Origin of the sequence: Pseudomonas sp. B15(2017) (assembly GCF_002113215.1) — a bacterium.
Classification (GTDB): Bacteria; Pseudomonadota; Gammaproteobacteria; order Pseudomonadales; family Pseudomonadaceae; genus Aquipseudomonas.
On sequence record NZ_NEJZ01000003.1, the window covers coordinates 221,183 to 236,797 of the forward strand.

General features: G+C 61.2%; 15 protein-coding genes. 7 read left to right on the forward strand and 8 right to left on the reverse strand.

Features of this window, described 5'->3' with window-relative positions:
• Positions 1–116 precede the first annotated feature (116 nt).
• The 3 genes from CAF73_RS06500 to CAF73_RS06510 form a co-directional block, all read right to left on the reverse strand.
• On the reverse strand, positions 117–1,217 hold the full coding sequence (locus CAF73_RS06500; RefSeq protein WP_085702289.1) for a polyamine ABC transporter substrate-binding protein: 1,101 nt from the start codon (positions 1,215–1,217) through the stop codon (positions 117–119).
• Entirely contained in the window at positions 1,214–2,239 is a 1,026-nt protein-coding gene (locus CAF73_RS06505; RefSeq protein ID WP_085696733.1) for a histone deacetylase family protein, read from the reverse strand. Before CAF73_RS06505 ends, CAF73_RS06500 begins: the two co-directional genes overlap by 4 nt.
• A gap of 132 nt (positions 2,240–2,371) precedes the next feature.
• Entirely contained in the window at positions 2,372–3,370 is a 999-nt protein-coding gene (locus CAF73_RS06510) for an AraC family transcriptional regulator (protein WP_085696734.1), read from the reverse strand.
• Positions 3,371–3,733: 363 nt separating this feature from the next.
• On the opposite strand from CAF73_RS06510, the gene CAF73_RS06515 reads away from it, so the two are divergent.
• Entirely contained in the window at positions 3,734–4,138 is a 405-nt protein-coding gene (locus tag CAF73_RS06515) for a hypothetical protein (RefSeq protein ID WP_085702290.1), read from the forward strand.
• A 68-nt stretch (positions 4,139–4,206) separates the two neighbouring features.
• Here the strand turns inward: CAF73_RS06515 and CAF73_RS06520 are convergent, their stop codons facing one another.
• The 3 genes from CAF73_RS06520 to aspA form a co-directional block, all read right to left on the reverse strand.
• Positions 4,207–5,211 carry an asparaginase gene (locus tag CAF73_RS06520; RefSeq protein ID WP_085702291.1) on the reverse strand — a complete coding sequence of 335 codons (1,005 nt, stop codon included), beginning with the start codon at positions 5,209–5,211 and terminating at the stop codon, positions 4,207–4,209.
• Positions 5,212–5,310: 99 nt separating this feature from the next.
• The gene (locus CAF73_RS06525) at positions 5,311–6,756 is read right to left on the reverse strand and encodes a sodium:alanine symporter family protein (RefSeq protein WP_085696737.1); all 1,446 of its coding nucleotides are present in this window, start codon (positions 6,754–6,756) and stop codon (positions 5,311–5,313) included.
• 442 nt (positions 6,757–7,198) lie between these two features.
• Positions 7,199–8,623 (reverse strand): aspartate ammonia-lyase, encoded by a 1,425-nt coding sequence (gene aspA / locus CAF73_RS06530; protein WP_085696738.1) that lies wholly within the window; start codon positions 8,621–8,623, stop codon positions 7,199–7,201.
• A 180-nt stretch (positions 8,624–8,803) separates the two neighbouring features.
• Between aspA and CAF73_RS06535 the strand changes: the two genes are divergently transcribed.
• The 5 genes from CAF73_RS06535 to CAF73_RS06555 all read left to right on the forward strand — a co-directional run bounded on the left by CAF73_RS06535 (position 8,804) and on the right by CAF73_RS06555 (position 12,506).
• Positions 8,804–9,712 carry a LysR substrate-binding domain-containing protein gene (locus CAF73_RS06535; protein WP_085702292.1) on the forward strand — a complete coding sequence of 303 codons (909 nt, stop codon included), beginning with the start codon at positions 8,804–8,806 and terminating at the stop codon, positions 9,710–9,712.
• Positions 9,713–9,924: 212 nt separating this feature from the next.
• Complete coding sequence (gene purE, locus CAF73_RS06540) at positions 9,925–10,416, forward strand: 5-(carboxyamino)imidazole ribonucleotide mutase (protein WP_007954291.1); 492 nt, start codon at positions 9,925–9,927, stop codon at positions 10,414–10,416.
• A 10-nt stretch (positions 10,417–10,426) separates the two neighbouring features.
• A complete protein-coding gene (locus CAF73_RS06545) occupies positions 10,427–11,509 on the forward strand; it encodes a 5-(carboxyamino)imidazole ribonucleotide synthase (protein WP_085702293.1) in 1,083 nt (360 codons plus the stop codon).
• Positions 11,510–11,620: 111 nt separating this feature from the next.
• Positions 11,621–11,866, forward strand: a complete 246-nt coding sequence (locus CAF73_RS06550) for a GlsB/YeaQ/YmgE family stress response membrane protein (protein WP_085702294.1) — start codon at positions 11,621–11,623, stop codon at positions 11,864–11,866.
• Positions 11,867–11,969: 103 nt separating this feature from the next.
• Entirely contained in the window at positions 11,970–12,506 is a 537-nt protein-coding gene (locus CAF73_RS06555; RefSeq protein ID WP_085696744.1) for a DUF3299 domain-containing protein, read from the forward strand.
• 48 nt (positions 12,507–12,554) lie between these two features.
• Here CAF73_RS06555 and CAF73_RS06560 read toward each other — a convergent pair whose 3' ends face one another.
• Both CAF73_RS06560 and CAF73_RS06565 read right to left on the reverse strand, forming a co-directional pair.
• A complete protein-coding gene (locus CAF73_RS06560; protein ID WP_085702295.1) occupies positions 12,555–13,454 on the reverse strand; it encodes a D-hexose-6-phosphate mutarotase in 900 nt (299 codons plus the stop codon).
• A 57-nt stretch (positions 13,455–13,511) separates the two neighbouring features.
• Positions 13,512–13,916, reverse strand: coding sequence for an acyl-CoA thioesterase (locus CAF73_RS06565; protein WP_085696748.1), 405 nt, complete (start codon positions 13,914–13,916; stop codon positions 13,512–13,514).
• Positions 13,917–14,294: 378 nt separating this feature from the next.
• Here CAF73_RS06565 and CAF73_RS06570 point away from each other — a divergent pair, with 378 nt between their 5' ends.
• Positions 14,295–15,593 (forward strand): MFS transporter, encoded by a 1,299-nt coding sequence (locus CAF73_RS06570; RefSeq protein WP_085702296.1) that lies wholly within the window; start codon positions 14,295–14,297, stop codon positions 15,591–15,593.
• The last annotated feature ends 22 nt before the right edge of the window (positions 15,594–15,615 follow it).

Consider the following 15,615-nt stretch of genomic DNA (forward strand, 5'->3'; position numbering starts at 1 on the left):
TAAGCCGGGTTTTTGCCTGTGCGGTGGTAGATAGATAAGGGCGCCGGCGACACGGTGCGGTACAGGGATAGCGCAAAAAAAGACCCGCGAAGGCGGGTCTTTTTCAATGGCTGGTTTCAAGTGCCGGACTTGATCCTGGTCCACGCCCGGGTCCGCGCCCGTTCTGCATCCCGTGGTAACGGTTGCAGGGTGTAGAGCGTGTTCATCGCCGCATCGGTCGGGTACAGATTCGGGTTGTTGCGAATCGCCGGGTCGACACGTTCGGTGGCGTCCTTGTTCGGGTTCGGATAACCGACGAAGTCACTCACCGGCGCAATCACCTGTGGTTGCAGCAGGTAGTTGATGAAGGTGTAGGCGTCCTGCGGGTTCTTCGCGCCTTTGGGGATGGCGAGCATGTCGAACCAGATCGGCGCGCCTTCCTTCGGCAGGCGCATGTCCACCACCACGCCGTTCTTCGCTTCCCTGGCGCGGTTGGCGGCTTGCGAGAAGCTGCCCGAGTAACCGACCGCGACGCAGATGTCACCGTTGGCGATATCGGCCATGTACTTGGACGAATGGAAGTAGGTCACGTACGGGCGGATCTTCAACAGCAGCGCTTCAGCCTTGGCGTAGTCCGCCGGGTTCTTGCTGTTGGGATCCAGGCCGAGGTGTTGCAGGGCCAGCGGCAGGATTTCCGACGGCGAGTCGAGCAGGGCCACGCCGCACTGCTTGAGCTTGCTGATGTTCTCCTCTTTGAAGATCAGCTCCCAGCTGTCCACCGGCGCGTTGTCGCCCAGCGCTGCCTTGACCTTGGCCGGGTTGAAGCCGATCAGGATGGTGCCGTACATGTAGGGCACGGCGAATTTGTTGCCCGGATCGTTGGCCTCGATCAGCTTCATCAGTTTCGGGTCGAGGTGATTCCAGTTCGGCAACTGACTACGATCCAGCGGCTGGAATACCCCGGCCTCGATCTGCTTGGCGAGGAACACGTTGGACGGCACCACCACGTCGTAGCCCGAATTGCCGGTCAGCAGTTTGGCCTCCAGTGCTTCGTTGGTGTCGAAGATGTCGTAGACCAGTTTGGTCTGGCTGTTCTGCGCCTTGAAGTCTTCCAGTGCTTTGGGGGTGATGTAGTCGAACCAGTTGTAGACGCGCAGGGTGCGTTCCTCCGCCTGCGCCGCGCCGCTCAGCAGCGCTGCGCACAACACCGGCGCGATGAGGTGCTTGAGTCTGCTCATTGTTCGAAACCTTCAAGCACGTTCACCGCGTTGATGCCGATTTCTTCCACCGCGTAGCCACCTTCCATGACGAACAGGGTCGGTTTGCCGAGAGCCGCGATGCGCTTGCCCATCGCCAGGTAATCGGGGCTGTCGAGCTTGAACTGCGAGATCGGGTCGTCCTTGAAGGTGTCGACGCCCAGCGACACGACGATGATGTCGGCGCCGTAGTTGTCGATCTCCTGGCAGGCCTGATCCAGCGCCGCGCTCCAGACATCCCAGCCGGAACCGGCCGGCAGCGGATAGTTGAAGTTGAAGCCTTCACCGGCGCCTTCGCCGCGCTCGTCTTCGTAGCCGAGGAAGAACGGGAACTCCGCTTCCGGGTGGCCGTGGATCGAGGTGAACAGCACGTCGCTACGCTCATAAAAAATCGATTGGGTGCCGTTGCCGTGGTGGTAGTCGACGTCGAGGATCGCGACCTTCTTGTGGCCCTGATCAAGGAAAGCCTGCGCGGCGATGGCGGCGTTGTTGAGGTAGCAATAACCGCCCATCAAATCGCCGGCGGCGTGGTGTCCCGGCGGACGGCACAGGGCGAAGGCGCCACGGGCGCCGCGCTGGATTTCCGCTTGAGCGGTCAACGCCACTTGGGCTGCGCTGTAGGCGGCTTGCCAGGTACCGGCGGTGATCGGTGCGCCGCCGTCGAAGCTGTAATAGCCGAGCTGGCCGTGCAGGCTGGTCGGTTTGACCTGGCGCAAGGTGCGCGCCGGCCAGGTGTAAGGCAGCAAGTCGCCGTCGGTGTTGAATTCGGTCCAGCGCGCCCAGGCGCCTTTGAAGAAGTCGAGGTAGTCGCGGCTGTGGATGCGCTCGATCGGCCCGAGGCCGAAATCCTTCGGCGCCTCGACCGGGCCGAGGTTTTGATGTTTTACCCGTTGCAGCACGTGGTCGGCGCGCGACGGCATCTCGAAGCAAGGCTTGAGTTGCCCGTCGATCAATTCGCAGCGGCCATGGTGCAGGTGGTGATCGTCAGAGTAGATCGTCAGCATTTGTTGTTCTCCGCAGGGGCTGATTCGGTTGATCCCAGTGTTGCGGCGCGGAGCGAATCGGAGAACGGCCAGAGAGGCCAAAAGGGGATCGATGTGGCCAAAAATGCTGACCTGATATCGCCCCTGGACGGTTTAACCGTGTGGACGGAACTGACTCGGCGCCACGCCGCTCCAGCGCACGAACGCATGGCGGAAGCTCGCGGTTTCGCTGAAACCCAGGGTTTCGGCGATGCGGTAGATCGGCAACTGGTCCTCGCACAGCATCTGTTTGGCTCGCTCGAAACGCAGTTCGTCGAGCAGTTCCTGATAACTGCAACCCATGTCCTTCAGATGCCGGCGCAAGGTACGCGGCGAGCAGTTCATCTGCTGCGCCAGACCTTCCAGCCCCGGTGCGGCGTTGAGTTGCGCGCTGAGCAACTGACGGATCCGCCCCAGCCACGCCTGACGACCGGTGAACTCGGTGTTCTGCTTGCGGCAGCGCTCGGCCATGGCCTGGTGGGTGATGATGTCGGCCAGCGGCAGCGGTTGGTCGAGCCAGCGCCGGTCGAAGGCGAAAGCATTGTCCTTGGCGCCGAAGTGCACAGGTGCCTTGAAGTGTTCGGCGTAGCTGTCGCGATAATCTGGCGCGGTGTGCTCGAAGCGGGTGGCGAGCAGCGGTAGCGGATGACCGAGCAAGTCATCGCAGATGACTTTCAGCGACACCAGGCAGAACTCGGCATTGAACACCGCCATTGCCGGGCTCTCGCGGTAATCGGCGGCGACGAACCAGACGCGCTCGCCGTCGTCTTCCAGGCTCAGTTCGAAAAGTGTTCCCAGCAGCGCCGGATAACGGATCGCCAGCCGCAAAGCGTCACCGAAGGTGGCACAGGTCAGCAGCGCGTAACCGAGGATGCCGTAGCAGGAAACATGCATGCGCCGGCCCAGTTCCAGGCCAATGTCGTGCTTGAGCGCGACCGCGTTGGCGCAGACCTGCATCTCCTGATTGGTGGTGATGCGGGTGTCGGCCCGGCTCAGATCCGCCGCGCTGATACCGCTGCCGGCCAGCAGCGCTTCGCTGGACAGGCCTTGATCCCTGAAGGTGTTGAGCACCAGGGCGACGGCGTTGAGGGTGGTGAGGTGGGAGTGGAGCATCGAGGACTTCCAGCCTTGGGGATACCGGAATAATGAGCAAATTGTGTGCCGCCAGCATGCCTGCATTAATCAAGCGATGGCCCGGTTAATAACTTGTCGATGTTGATAACTGAAGTTTTATTTTTCGGTTAAGTTGAAGTTATTGCTGTTGGCACTTGAAACTTAAAATAAAAACAATCATTCGACAACTGTCAAAGTTGACAGGTTTTTCGCGAAAACGCTGCCGTTCGTCAGTTATAATGGCTGATTGAAAACATTTTTTTATTTGTCGTGTTGATATTTGACTGCCAGTGGGTCTGTTGCTAGTTTCGATTGTAAGTGCACTTGTTGTTTTGAGGTTCCAATAAATTTCGGAGAACGGCTATGGATAACAATGGTTCGCAGGTCAACAACACCCGATCTTCAGCGGCTTCCCTGCCGAAGGGCATGATCAGAGGGCTTTTGGATGGTGGGAACTTTGCGCTACCTGGATTGCGCCTCGATAAAGAAGGCGTTGCTCTAGTGTTTGCTGACTATGACGGCCAAAGTTTCAAGAACAAAATTACGCTGCTGGTAAAACAAGAATACCTGGGCACGGAAGTTAAAATTCCGGAGCACGCACATTTCGAGATTACGACGGACGATGTTTTGTATCTCGATGGGTTAGGGACAGTAAAGCTGGAGCGTGTAACGGGGTTTCCGTGGATGGCGTTCAAAGGTATCGTCAGTGTTGATTTCGACAATGGAAAAAGGAAGTTTGCGGGAAGTTTTGATTTGGCTGAAGAGTAATTGTTGGTGCAGGCTCTCCCTGGGGAGGGCCTGCTTGTTTCAGGCATCAGATCGCAGGTCTGTGTTACTCAGAGCAGCTCCCCGCACAAGTCCAGTTCCATCAACCGGCGAACCTGCGCGACATCCAGCCCTGCGCCGAGCAATGCATTCAACTTGCCGAATGCCGCCTCACGGGTCATCCCGCCGCCGGACAACACGCCAACCCCGCGCAGACGGCTGCCGGCTTCGTAGACATCCAGCTCCACACCGCCCTCATGGCACTGCGTAACCGCAACCACGACCACGCCGTTATTGCGCGCCCGATCAAGGCTGGCCAGGAACGCCGGGTTATCGCTCGGTCCGGTGCCGCTGCCGTAGCACTCCAGCACCAGACCCTGGATGCCGCTATCGAGCAGGCCGTCGATGATCTCGGCGCCGATGCCCGGGAACAGCGGCAGCACGGCAACCCTGGCCAGTTGCTTCGGCTGGTTGTAGTTCAGCGCGGCCGGCAGGGAAGTGGCTTTCACGCCACCGCCCTGACGCTCCAGACGTTTGAACGGATGACGGCCGAAGCTGCGCACTTTTGCGCAACGGGTCGGGACCAGCAGTTCGCCGTGGAAATACAGATGCACGCCCGGCGCCAGGCCCTGGCCGAGGGCGACCAGCGCGCCGCTGAGGTTTTCCCAGGCGTCGCTGTCGGTGACGCCGGCCGGCAGCATCGAGCCGGTGAAACACACACGGGCATGCAGGCCGAGCAATTGGAAGCTCATGGCGGCGGCGCTGTAGGCCAGGGTGTCGGTGCCATGCAGGATCAGCACGCTGTCGCAGCCCTGCACATCAACGGCGTCGACCACCGCTTCACGCAGTTGCTGCCAGTAGGCCGGGGTCATGTTGGCGCTGTCGATCAGCGGCGACATCTCGCGAAAGCGCCACTGCGGCACCACCAGCTCAGGCTGGCTGTGCAGGTAGTCGCGCATCCGCGCTTCGAAACCGGAGGCCGGGGCCAGGCCATTGGCGCTGGCTTGCATGCCGATGGTGCCACCGGTGTACAGCACCATGACGTGCTGGGCGGCAGGGTAGGTCGAGGAATTCATGGGGAGTTCTCCTGAGCGAGGACAGCAGGCGGTCGAGCATGACGCCGACCGCTGCCTGTGTCACGCCGGGCGCAAGAGCTGCGCCCGGTTTTTACCCGATCAGCGTTGCGCTGCCGGGATGCCTTGCGGCTGAGTGTTGGCCTGGGTGTCGGCCGACGGATTGGCAGGCCAGGCTTTGAGGTCCAGATCCAGGTCGCTGAACTTGCTGGAGTCGAACACTGGTTGGTCGACGCCGGCGCGGCGCTGCGCATCGTAGTCGCGCATCACGCGCATGCCGACCTTGAACAGCATGGCCAGTGCCATCAGGTTGACGAAGGCCAGGCAGGTCATGGTGATGTCGGCGAAGGCGAACACGGTCGACAGATCCTGCATCGAACCCCAGACCACCAGGGCCAGCACCAGACCGCGGAACGTCATCAGCACAGCGCGGTTGCGGGTGAGGAATTGCAGGCTGTTTTCGCCCAGATAGTAGTTGTAGAGGATGCAAGTAAAGACGAACAGCGACAGCGCGACGCTGACGAACAGGCGGCCCCAGTCACCGACCACGGCGGCCAGCGAGTTCTGGGTCAGGACGATGCCGTCACCTTCGAACCCCGGGGTGTAGAAGCCCGACAGCAGGATCAGCAGCGCGGTGCAGGTGCAGATCACGAAAGTATCGAGGAACACGCTGAACGCCTGAACCACGCCTTGAGCGCCAGGGTGCTTCACGGCGGCCACGGCGGCGACGTTCGGCGCACTGCCCAGACCGGCTTCGTTGGCGAATACGCCACGCTTCACGCCCATGACGATGGCGCTGCCAAGCAGGCCGCCGAAAGCCGGGTCGAGGCCGAAGGCACTCTTGAAGATGGTTTCCAGCATGGCTGGCACGTGTTCGATCTGGGTGCCGATCACGTACAGGGTCACGCCGATGTAGGCCAGGGTCTTGATCGGTACCAGCAGGTCGGACACCGAGGCAATACGCTTGATGCCACCGATGAAGGTAATGGCCAGCAGCACAGCCAGGACGATGCCGGTGTGTTGCGGGTCAAAGGCAAAGGCGTTTTGCAGCGAGTGGGTCACGGTGTAGGACTGCAGGCCGATGAAGGCGAAGCCGTAGGTGACCAGCAGCAGAATCGAGAACACCACCGCCATGCCTTTGAGTTTCAGGCCGTGCTGGATGTAGTAAGCCGGACCGCCACGGTACAGGCCGTCGCCGTCGGCGCGCTTGTAGACCTGGGCCAGGGTGCATTCGAAGAAGCTGCTGGACATGCCGACCAGAGCGGTCACCCACATCCAGAACACCGCACCCGGACCACCGAGGGTCACGGCGATGCCGACACCGGCGATGTTGCCCGCACCGACGCGGCCGGCAAGGCTGAGCATCAGGGCCTGGAACGAACTGAGCTGCCCGGCGTTGCCTTTGAGGCTGTCGCGGAACACCGCGAACATGTGGAAGAAGTGGCGCAATTGAACGAAACGCGAGCGAATCGTGAAGTAGCTACCGAGCCCGACAATGAGCACGATCAGTACTTTCCCTGAGAGGAAGTCGTTGATGACTTCGAGCATGGATTTTTCCTCGCTGTTTATTGTGTAAGCAAATGCTGGATGGTCGGAAACATCGCGTTACACCGGTGTGCGCGCGGCACAACGGGCGAGGCGAGGGTTTCGTCCCGGATCCATATCGCGGGTTTGTTATTAGTTCGGGTTTCGCATGGGTTATGGCCTCGTTACCGACGACCGCTCACGCGAAGAGGGGCGGCACTATACCGATCAGTGCGGCGCCCGTCTGCACGGTTGTGGTGCAAGCGACGAAACGAAGCTTTGAAACACCCGACGTTACCGGCGTCGGGCTTGTCTGGGAGCCGGTTTGCGGCCAGCTTCCATACATACGGTTCTCAGGTTCAAACAGTTAAAAAAAAGGGCTCGGGGAATGCTCCCCAAGCCCTCAAAAGGTGAGAGGTGTCTAGTCCCTCGACCTGGTGAGCGGTGCTACAAGTAACGCGTCGGATCAGGCCTTCAGAGGTACCAGACGCGGAGCAATCATGTTTTCCGGGCGCAGGATGTCGGCGAGCATGGCTTCGTCGAGCAGACCTTCTTCGCGCACCAGTTCCAGCACGCCGCGGCCGCTTTCAAGGGCGATACGGGCGATGCGGGTGGCGTTTTTGTAGCCGATGTACGGGTTCAGTGCGGTGACCAGACCGATCGAGTGTTCGACCAGTTCACGGCAGCGCGCTTCGTTGGCGGTGATGCCGACGATGCAGTGCTCGCGCAGCATGTCCATGGCGCGTTGCAGCAGACGGATCGAGTCGAGGATCTTGAAAGCGATCAGCGGCTCCATCACGTTCAGTTGCAGTTGGCCGCCTTCGGCTGCCATGGTCAGCGCCAGATCGTTACCGATGACCTGGAAGGCCACCTGGTTCACGGCTTCCGGGATGACCGGGTTGACCTTGCCTGGCATGATCGAGCTGCCTGGCTGACGCGCCGGCAGGTTGATTTCGTTGATGCCGGTGCGCGGGCCGCTGGACAGCAGACGCAGGTCGTTGCAGATCTTCGACAGCTTGACCGCGGTGCGCTTGAGCATGCCGGAGAACAGCACGAAGGCGCCCATGTCGGAGGTGGCTTCGATCAGGTCGGCGGCTGGAACCAGCGGCTGACCGCTGATCAGCGCCAGACGCTTTACGGCCAGGGCCTGATAGCGCGGGTCGGCGTTGATGCCGGTGCCGATCGCGGTGCCGCCCAGGTTCACTTCGGTCAGGACTTCCGGAGCCAGTGTTTTGAGACGGGCCAGGTCTTCGCTCATGGTGGTGGCGAAGGCGCGGAACTCTTGACCCAAAGTCATCGGCACGGCGTCTTGCAGCTGGGTACGACCCATCTTCAGGACGTGGTTGAATTCTTCACCCTTGGCCGCGAATGCCTGAATCAGGCTGTCGAGGCTGGCCAGCAGCGCGTCGTGACCCAGCAGCAGACCCAGACGGATTGCGGTCGGGTAGGCGTCGTTGGTCGACTGCGCCATGTTCACGTCGTCGTTCGGGTGCAGGTACTGGTACTCGCCCTTCTGGTGACCCATCGCTTCCAGCGCGATGTTGGCGATCACTTCGTTGGCGTTCATGTTGGTGGAGGTACCGGCGCCACCTTGAATCATGTCGACCACGAACTCTTCGTGGAAATCACCGCGGATCAGACGTGCACAGGCTTCGCTGATGGCAGCGTGCTTGGCTTCGCTCAGGTGGCCCAGCTCACGGTTGGCGTCAGCGGCGGCCTGTTTGACCATCGCCAGACCGACAACCAGCTTCGGGTAGTGCGAAATCGGAACGCCGGAGAGGCGGAAGTTGTTCACCGCTCGCAGGGTCTGGATGCCGTAATACGCTTGAGCAGGGACTTCGAGGGCGCCAAGCAGGTCGTTTTCTGTGCGGAATGATGCAGCGGAGGACATGATAGAAATCATCTCGATATGGACCCGGTCTGTGCCGGAACGCTGCGAATGCTAGGCTTGTGGGAGTTTTTGGGCCAATGCTGTTAAACACTGCCCTATGCACATTCGGCATAATGCCCGTGTGACGCCGCGTGCGCGGCAGACGTGTGACCTGTTTTGGTGCGTGTCCGGGAGGACGTGATGAATCTGGAAAGCAAATGGCTCGAGGACTTCAGTGCTCTGGCCGCCACCCGCAGCTTCTCGCAGGCGGCCGAACGGCGCTTCGTGACCCAGCCGGCGTTCAGTCGGCGGATCCGCAGCCTGGAAGCGGCGCTCGGGCTGACGCTGGTCAACCGCTCGCGTACGCCGGTCGAGCTGACAGCGGCGGGGCAACTGTTCCTGGTGACCGCGCGCACCGTGGTCGAGCAGCTCGGTGAAGTGCTGCGCCATCTTCATCATCTGGAAGGCGGGCAGGGCGAAGTGATCCAGGTCGCGGCGGCGCACTCGCTGGCCCTCGGTTTTTTCCCTCGCTGGATCGCGCAACTGCGCAACGAAGGCCTGAACATCGCCACGCGGCTGGTGGCGACCAACGTCGGCGACGCAGTGCACGCGCTGCGTGAAGGTGGCTGCGATCTGATGCTGGCCTTCTATGACCCGGACGCGGCCATGCAGATGGACCCGGAAATCTTCCCGTCGCTGCACCTGGGCCACACCGAAATGCTTCCTGTGTGTGCGGCGGATGCCAACGGCAAACCGCTGTTCGATCTGGAAGGCGAGGGCAGTGTGCCATTGCTGGCGTACAGCGCCGGGGCGTTTCTCGGGCGTTCGGTAAACGGATTGCTGCGTCAGCGTCAGCTGCGCTTCACCACCATCTATGAAACCGCTATGGCTGACAGCCTTAAAAGCATGGCCCTGGAAGGCCTCGGCATTGCCTGGGTTCCGCAGTTGAGTGTGCGGAACGAACTGGCCCGGGGCGAACTGGTGATCTGCGGCGGTCCGCAATGGCATGTGCCACTGGAGATTCGCCTCTACCGCTGTGCGCTGGTGCGCAAGGCCAATGTGCGGTTGTTGTGGCGCAAGCTGGAAGGCGGTGCGGCACAATCTTCCTGAATGCGCTGGCGCTGACCTTTGAGTCAATAAAACCGGGGCTTTGGCTCATTTGACAGATGGTCGCAACGGGGGCTGTTTATTGCTTTCTTTGCGGTATACTGCGCGGCCTTCGGCCGGTTCGTCCGGCCATTTTTCCTACAACAAGCCACGCATCCTGCGTGGCTTGTTGTTTTTGACGCGCCTGCGGGCGCCCAGAGAGAAGAGGCGCGACGATGAGTGCACTGGTTGGCGTGATCATGGGCTCCAAGTCCGATTGGTCCACCCTTAGCCACACCGCCGATATGCTGGAAAAGCTCGGCATCCCTTACGAGGTCAAGGTGGTTTCCGCCCATCGCACCCCGGATCTGCTGTTCCAGTACGCCGAAGAGGCTGAAGGCCGCGGCATCGAGGTGATCATCGCCGGTGCCGGTGGCGCAGCCCACCTGCCAGGCATGTGTGCGGCCAAGACCCACCTGCCGGTGCTGGGCGTGCCGGTGCAGTCGGCCATGCTCTCGGGCGTCGACTCGCTGCTGTCGATCGTGCAGATGCCGGCCGGTATTCCGGTTGCCACTCTGGCCATCGGCAAGGCGGGCGCGATTAACGCCGCGCTGTTGTCGGCGAGCATCCTGGGCGCCAAGCATCCACAATTCCACGCGGTACTGAAGACCTTCCGTGCCGAGCAGACAGACAGCGTCCTGGACAATCCAGACCCACGTATTGCCTGAGGTTGTTGAGATGAAGATCGGTGTAATCGGTGGCGGCCAGTTGGGTCGCATGTTGGCCCTGGCGGGCACCCCGCTGGGCATGAACTTCGCTTTCCTCGACCCTGCGCCGGACGCTTGCGCCGCTGCGCTGGGCGAACACCTGCGGGCCGATTACGGCGATCAGGATCATCTGCGCCAATTGGCCGATGAAGTCGATCTGGTGACCTTCGAGTTCGAAAGCGTCCCGGCCGAAACCGTGGCCTTCCTTTCGCAATTCGTACCGGTCTACCCGAGTGCCGAAGCCCTGCGCATCGCTCGCGACCGCTGGTTCGAAAAGAGCATGTTCAAGGACCTCGGGATTCCGACCCCGGCATTCGCCGACATCCAGTCGCAAGCCGACCTGGACGCCGCCGTTGCTTCGATCGGTCTGCCGGCCGTGCTGAAAACCCGTACCCTGGGTTACGACGGCAAGGGCCAGAAAGTCCTGCGCAAGCCGGAAGACGTGGTCGATACCTTCGCTGAACTGGGTAGCGTGCCTTGCCTGCTGGAAGGCTTCGTGCCGTTCACCGGCGAAGTGTCGCTGATCGCCGTGCGTGCCCGCGATGGCGAGACCAGGTTCTATCCGCTGGTGCACAACACTCACGACAGCGGCATCCTCAAGCTGTCGGTCGCCAGCTCCGATCACCCGCTGCAGGCGCTGGCCGAAGACTATTCCAGCCGCGTGCTCAAGCAGCTGGATTATGTCGGCGTGATGGCGTTCGAGTTTTTTGAGGTCGACGGTGGCCTCAAGGCCAACGAAATCGCTCCGCGCGTGCACAACTCCGGGCACTGGACCACCGAAGGCGCCGAGTGCAGCCAGTTCGAAAACCATCTGCGAGCCGTTGCCGGTCTGCCGCTGGGTTCGACTGCCAAGGTCGGCGAGAGCGCGATGCTCAACTTCATCGGCGTCGTGCCGCCGGTGGAGAAAGTCATCGCCATCGATGATTGCCATCTGCATCACTACGGCAAGGCCTTCAAGGCCGGGCGCAAGGTCGGTCACGCCAATCTGCGCTGCAAGGACAAGGCGACTCTCGAGCAGCAGATCCTCAAGGTCGAAGCACTGATCGCCGAGTAACGACAGTTTCATCTGGCAGCGGCGGAACCATTAGGGGGCCGCCGCTCTCTCATGGCAGGATGCCAAAGTCTGACTAGGCTTGGGCATATCTACTATTCAGAGGGAAATGCCATGGGAATTATCGGAACCATCTTTATCGGCCTCATCGTCGGCCTGCTGGCGCGGTTCCTGAAACCGGGCGATGACAGCATGGGCTGGATCATGACCATCCTGCTCGGTATCGGCGGTTCGCTGGCAGCCACTTACGGCGGCCAGGCCCTGGGCATTTATCAGCCGGGTGAAACAGCAAGCTTCATTGGCGCGCTGGTTGGCGCGATTGTGCTGCTGGTGATCTACGGCCTGATCAAAAAGAACTGATCCAAAGCGACAAAGCCCTCTCTGCCAATCCGGCGGGGAGGGCTAGAATGCTCGGCGATTCAGCGTTCCCTCCTTATTCGAGCATCCTTTACCGAGCACCTCCATGCGCCGTCTTCTATTGACTCTCCTTTTGCTGGGCAGCGGTCTGGCTCACGCCGGTGATCTGCCGGAAACCGACTGGCTGGAACTGATGCCCAAGTCGGATCAGAAAGCCCTTGAGGCCATGCCTGAAATCGACCACAACTCCCCGGAAGCCACCGGCACCTTCACCCAGAAAGGCGGGATGAAGCAGGCCAAGGGCTTGCCGGCGGTGATGTATTCGACCAAGACCGTGGCGTCGATGAACGACAAGCACATCCGTATCGGCGGTTATCCGGTGCCGCTGGAGTCCGACGCCAAGGGGCGCAGCACGTTGTTCTTCCTCGTGCCGTATCCGGGCGCGTGCATTCATGTGCCGCCACCGCCGCCGAATCAACTGGTGCTGGTGCGTTATCCAAAAGGCTTGAAGCTGGATGACATCTACACGCCGCTGTGGGTGACCGGCACGCTGAAGATCGAAAAGGTCAGCAATGACCTGGCCGATGCGGCGTATGCGCTGGACGCGGACAAGGTGCGGGTGGTGCAGGAATCGGATCTGTAATTGCGACCCGCAAAAAAAATCGCAGCCCCAGGGCTGCGATTTTTGTTTTCAGAGGGGCTGGCTGCCGACGCTCACACCCAGGGTGTGGCTGGCATCCGGCGCCAGGTTCATCACATCGTTCATCACGTTCGCCGTCTCGATGCACAGCATGCGTTGCCAGCCGTCGTTATCCATGTCGCTGAGCGCGGCGGCGCGGTCGATCCACGGGTTCCAGATCACCGCCGTGCGTGAGCCGGTGGTGTTCAGCACGATGCGTCGTTCCCAGGCTGGGTCGATGATGCTCAATTGCGGTGGGGCGTCGAGGTAGATGCGGTCGGTTTCTGCGGCGAAACGCAGATCGCCTTGCTGGGTGTGAGTCTTCCAGTCATCCAGGGTCTCGATGTAGTCCAGGCCATCCACGCCTTCGACGCGCACGTTGCGCACATCGCTGACCGCAAAATAGCTGTGCAGCGCCTGACTGATGCTGACGGTGTCGGTGCCACGGTTGTGGCTGGTCAGGCTGATGTGCAACTGATCGTCGAGGCGCAGGGTCAGGGTCAGGTCGACCTGATGCGGCCATTCCGCAAAACCGCCCTCGGGGTAAGGCAGCTTGAATTCCACTTTCAGGCTTTCGCCTTCGGCTTCGATGCCGCCCAGTTCCCAATCCATCGCCCGGACAAATCCGTGGGCCCCGGCCGGTTCTTCGCTCGTGCGCATCGCCTGCACGCTCTGCGGGTTGCGGGCGAAGATGCCGAACCACGGCCAGCACACCGGCACGCCGGCGCGGATGCTCTTGCCGGTCTTGAACACGGCCTTGTCGTTCAGCCAGATCAGTGGCGGCTGGCCGTCTACCTGATAACTGAGGATGTGCGCGCCTTGCTGGGCCACCAGCACTTCGGCCTGACCGTGGCGGATGCGCCAGCAGTTCAGTTCATCCAGTTTCACGGCTTCAACGTTGGGCGTGTTCATGGGGCAACTCTCGATCAGCAACTTGGACGACTATCGACCGTGAAACGGCCGCGAGGTTTAACAGGCGCGCGGCGGAACCGAACGGGTGCGACCGCTGCCATCGATGGCAACGAACACGAACACGGCTTCGGTCACTTTACGCCACTCGCTGGACAGCGGGTCGTCGCTCCACACCTCGACCATCATCTGGATCGAGCTGCGGCCGATTTCCAGGGTCTGGGTATAAAAGGACAATTGCGCGCCGACAGCCACCGGCACCAGAAAAGCCATGCGGTCGATGGCGACGGTTGCGACACGGCCACCGGCGACGCGGCTGGCCATGGCAGTGCCTGCCAGGTCCATCTGCGCCACCAGCCAGCCGCCGAAAATATCGCCGAAGCCGTTGGTTTCGCGGGGAAGTGCGGTGATTTGCAGGGCCAGGTCGCCTTGCGGGATCGGATCTTCTTGTTCGAGCTCTATCATGCCTGGGGTGCCTCTGACCCGTGACTCTTCGTTGGGTATTGCTGGTGGTAGCCGTCTTCGGGAAAAACGATTCAGCACCGAACATACTACGTTCGTCACGTTTTCCATCAGGCGCCTAAGGAGAAACTCTGCGAAACCGGCTAATCCCGAGCAAGGGTCGGGCCAACGGCGTTTTCGCACAGCAACCCCTTACAAACCGGAGCAAGGTTGCGAGTATATCGGTCGGTAGACTCCGCGACGACCGTCCGGTTCTCATTTCGACCGGCAAATACGCGTCTCTATGTGCTTTTTCGAACAATTTGCTATGGTGCCGAACCTGCCCGAGCCACAGCCAGCGTTGTTGTGGCGGCAGATCCGACTATAAGAGAAGACCTTGCCATGACCACAGCGCCCTCGAGCCTCGCGCAGCCCGACCAACCCGCACGACCGTTGACCCGCAATGACTACAAGACTCTGTCGCTATCGGCCCTGGGGGGCGCGCTGGAGTTTTACGATTTCATCATCTTTGTGTTCTTTGCCACCGTGGTCGGCAAATTGTTCTTCCCGGCCGACATGCCCGAGTGGCTGCGCCTGATGCAGACCTTCGGCATCTTCGCCGCCGGTTACCTCGCGCGGCCGCTGGGCGGGATCGTGATGGCGCACTTCGGCGACCTGCTGGGGCGCAAGAAGATGTTCACCCTGAGCATTTTCATGATGGCCGTGCCGACCCTGATCATGGGCCTGCTGCCGACCTACGCGCAGATCGGCCTGTGGGCGCCGATCCTGTTGCTGTTGATGCGGGTGATCCAGGGCGCTGCGATTGGCGGTGAGGTTCCGGGGGCGTGGGTCTTCGTTTCCGAACACGTACCCGGCAAGCACATCGGCTATGCCTGCGGCACCCTGACCAGCGGCCTGACCGCTGGCATCCTGCTCGGCTCGCTGGTCGCCACTGCGATCAACGGCATCTATACGCCAACGGAAGTTTCGGATTACGCCTGGCGGATCCCGTTCCTGTTGGGTGGCGTGTTCGGCCTGTTCTCGGTCTACCTGCGTCGCTGGCTGCATGAAACTCCGGTGTTCGCCGAACTGCAACAGCGCAAGGCGCTGGCCGAAGAAGTGCCGCTGCGTGCAGTGCTGCGTGACCATCGCGGGGCCATCGCCGTGTCGATGCTGCTGACCTGGCTGCTGTCCGCCGGGATCGTCGTGGTGATCCTGATGACCCCGACCGTGCTGCAAACGGTCTATCACTTTTCGCCGACCACCGCGCTGCAATCCAACAGCCTTGCCATCGTCTTCTTGAGCTTTGGCTGCATCATTTCCGGCGCACTGGCGGATCGCTTCGGTGCCGGACGCGTATTCGTGGTCGGTTGCACGGCGCTGCTGGCCAGCTCCTGGACCTTCTATCACAGCCTCGTCGATCACCCGGACTGGCTGTTCCCGCTGTATGCGCTGACCGGACTGCTGGTCGGCACCATCGGCGCGGTGCCGTATGTGATGGTGAAAGCGTTCCCGCCGGTCGTGCGCTTCAGTGGTCTGTCCTTTTCTTATAACGTCGCTTACGCGATCTTCGGCGGCCTGACCCCGATGGTCGTCAGCCTGCTGCTGAAAGAAAGCGCGATGGGGCCTGCCTACTATGTAGCGGTGCTGTGCGGGATGGGGATCCTGGTCGGCGCGTGGTTGTGGAGCAAAGGTCGCTAAATTCCCCTCACGCTGATCGTTC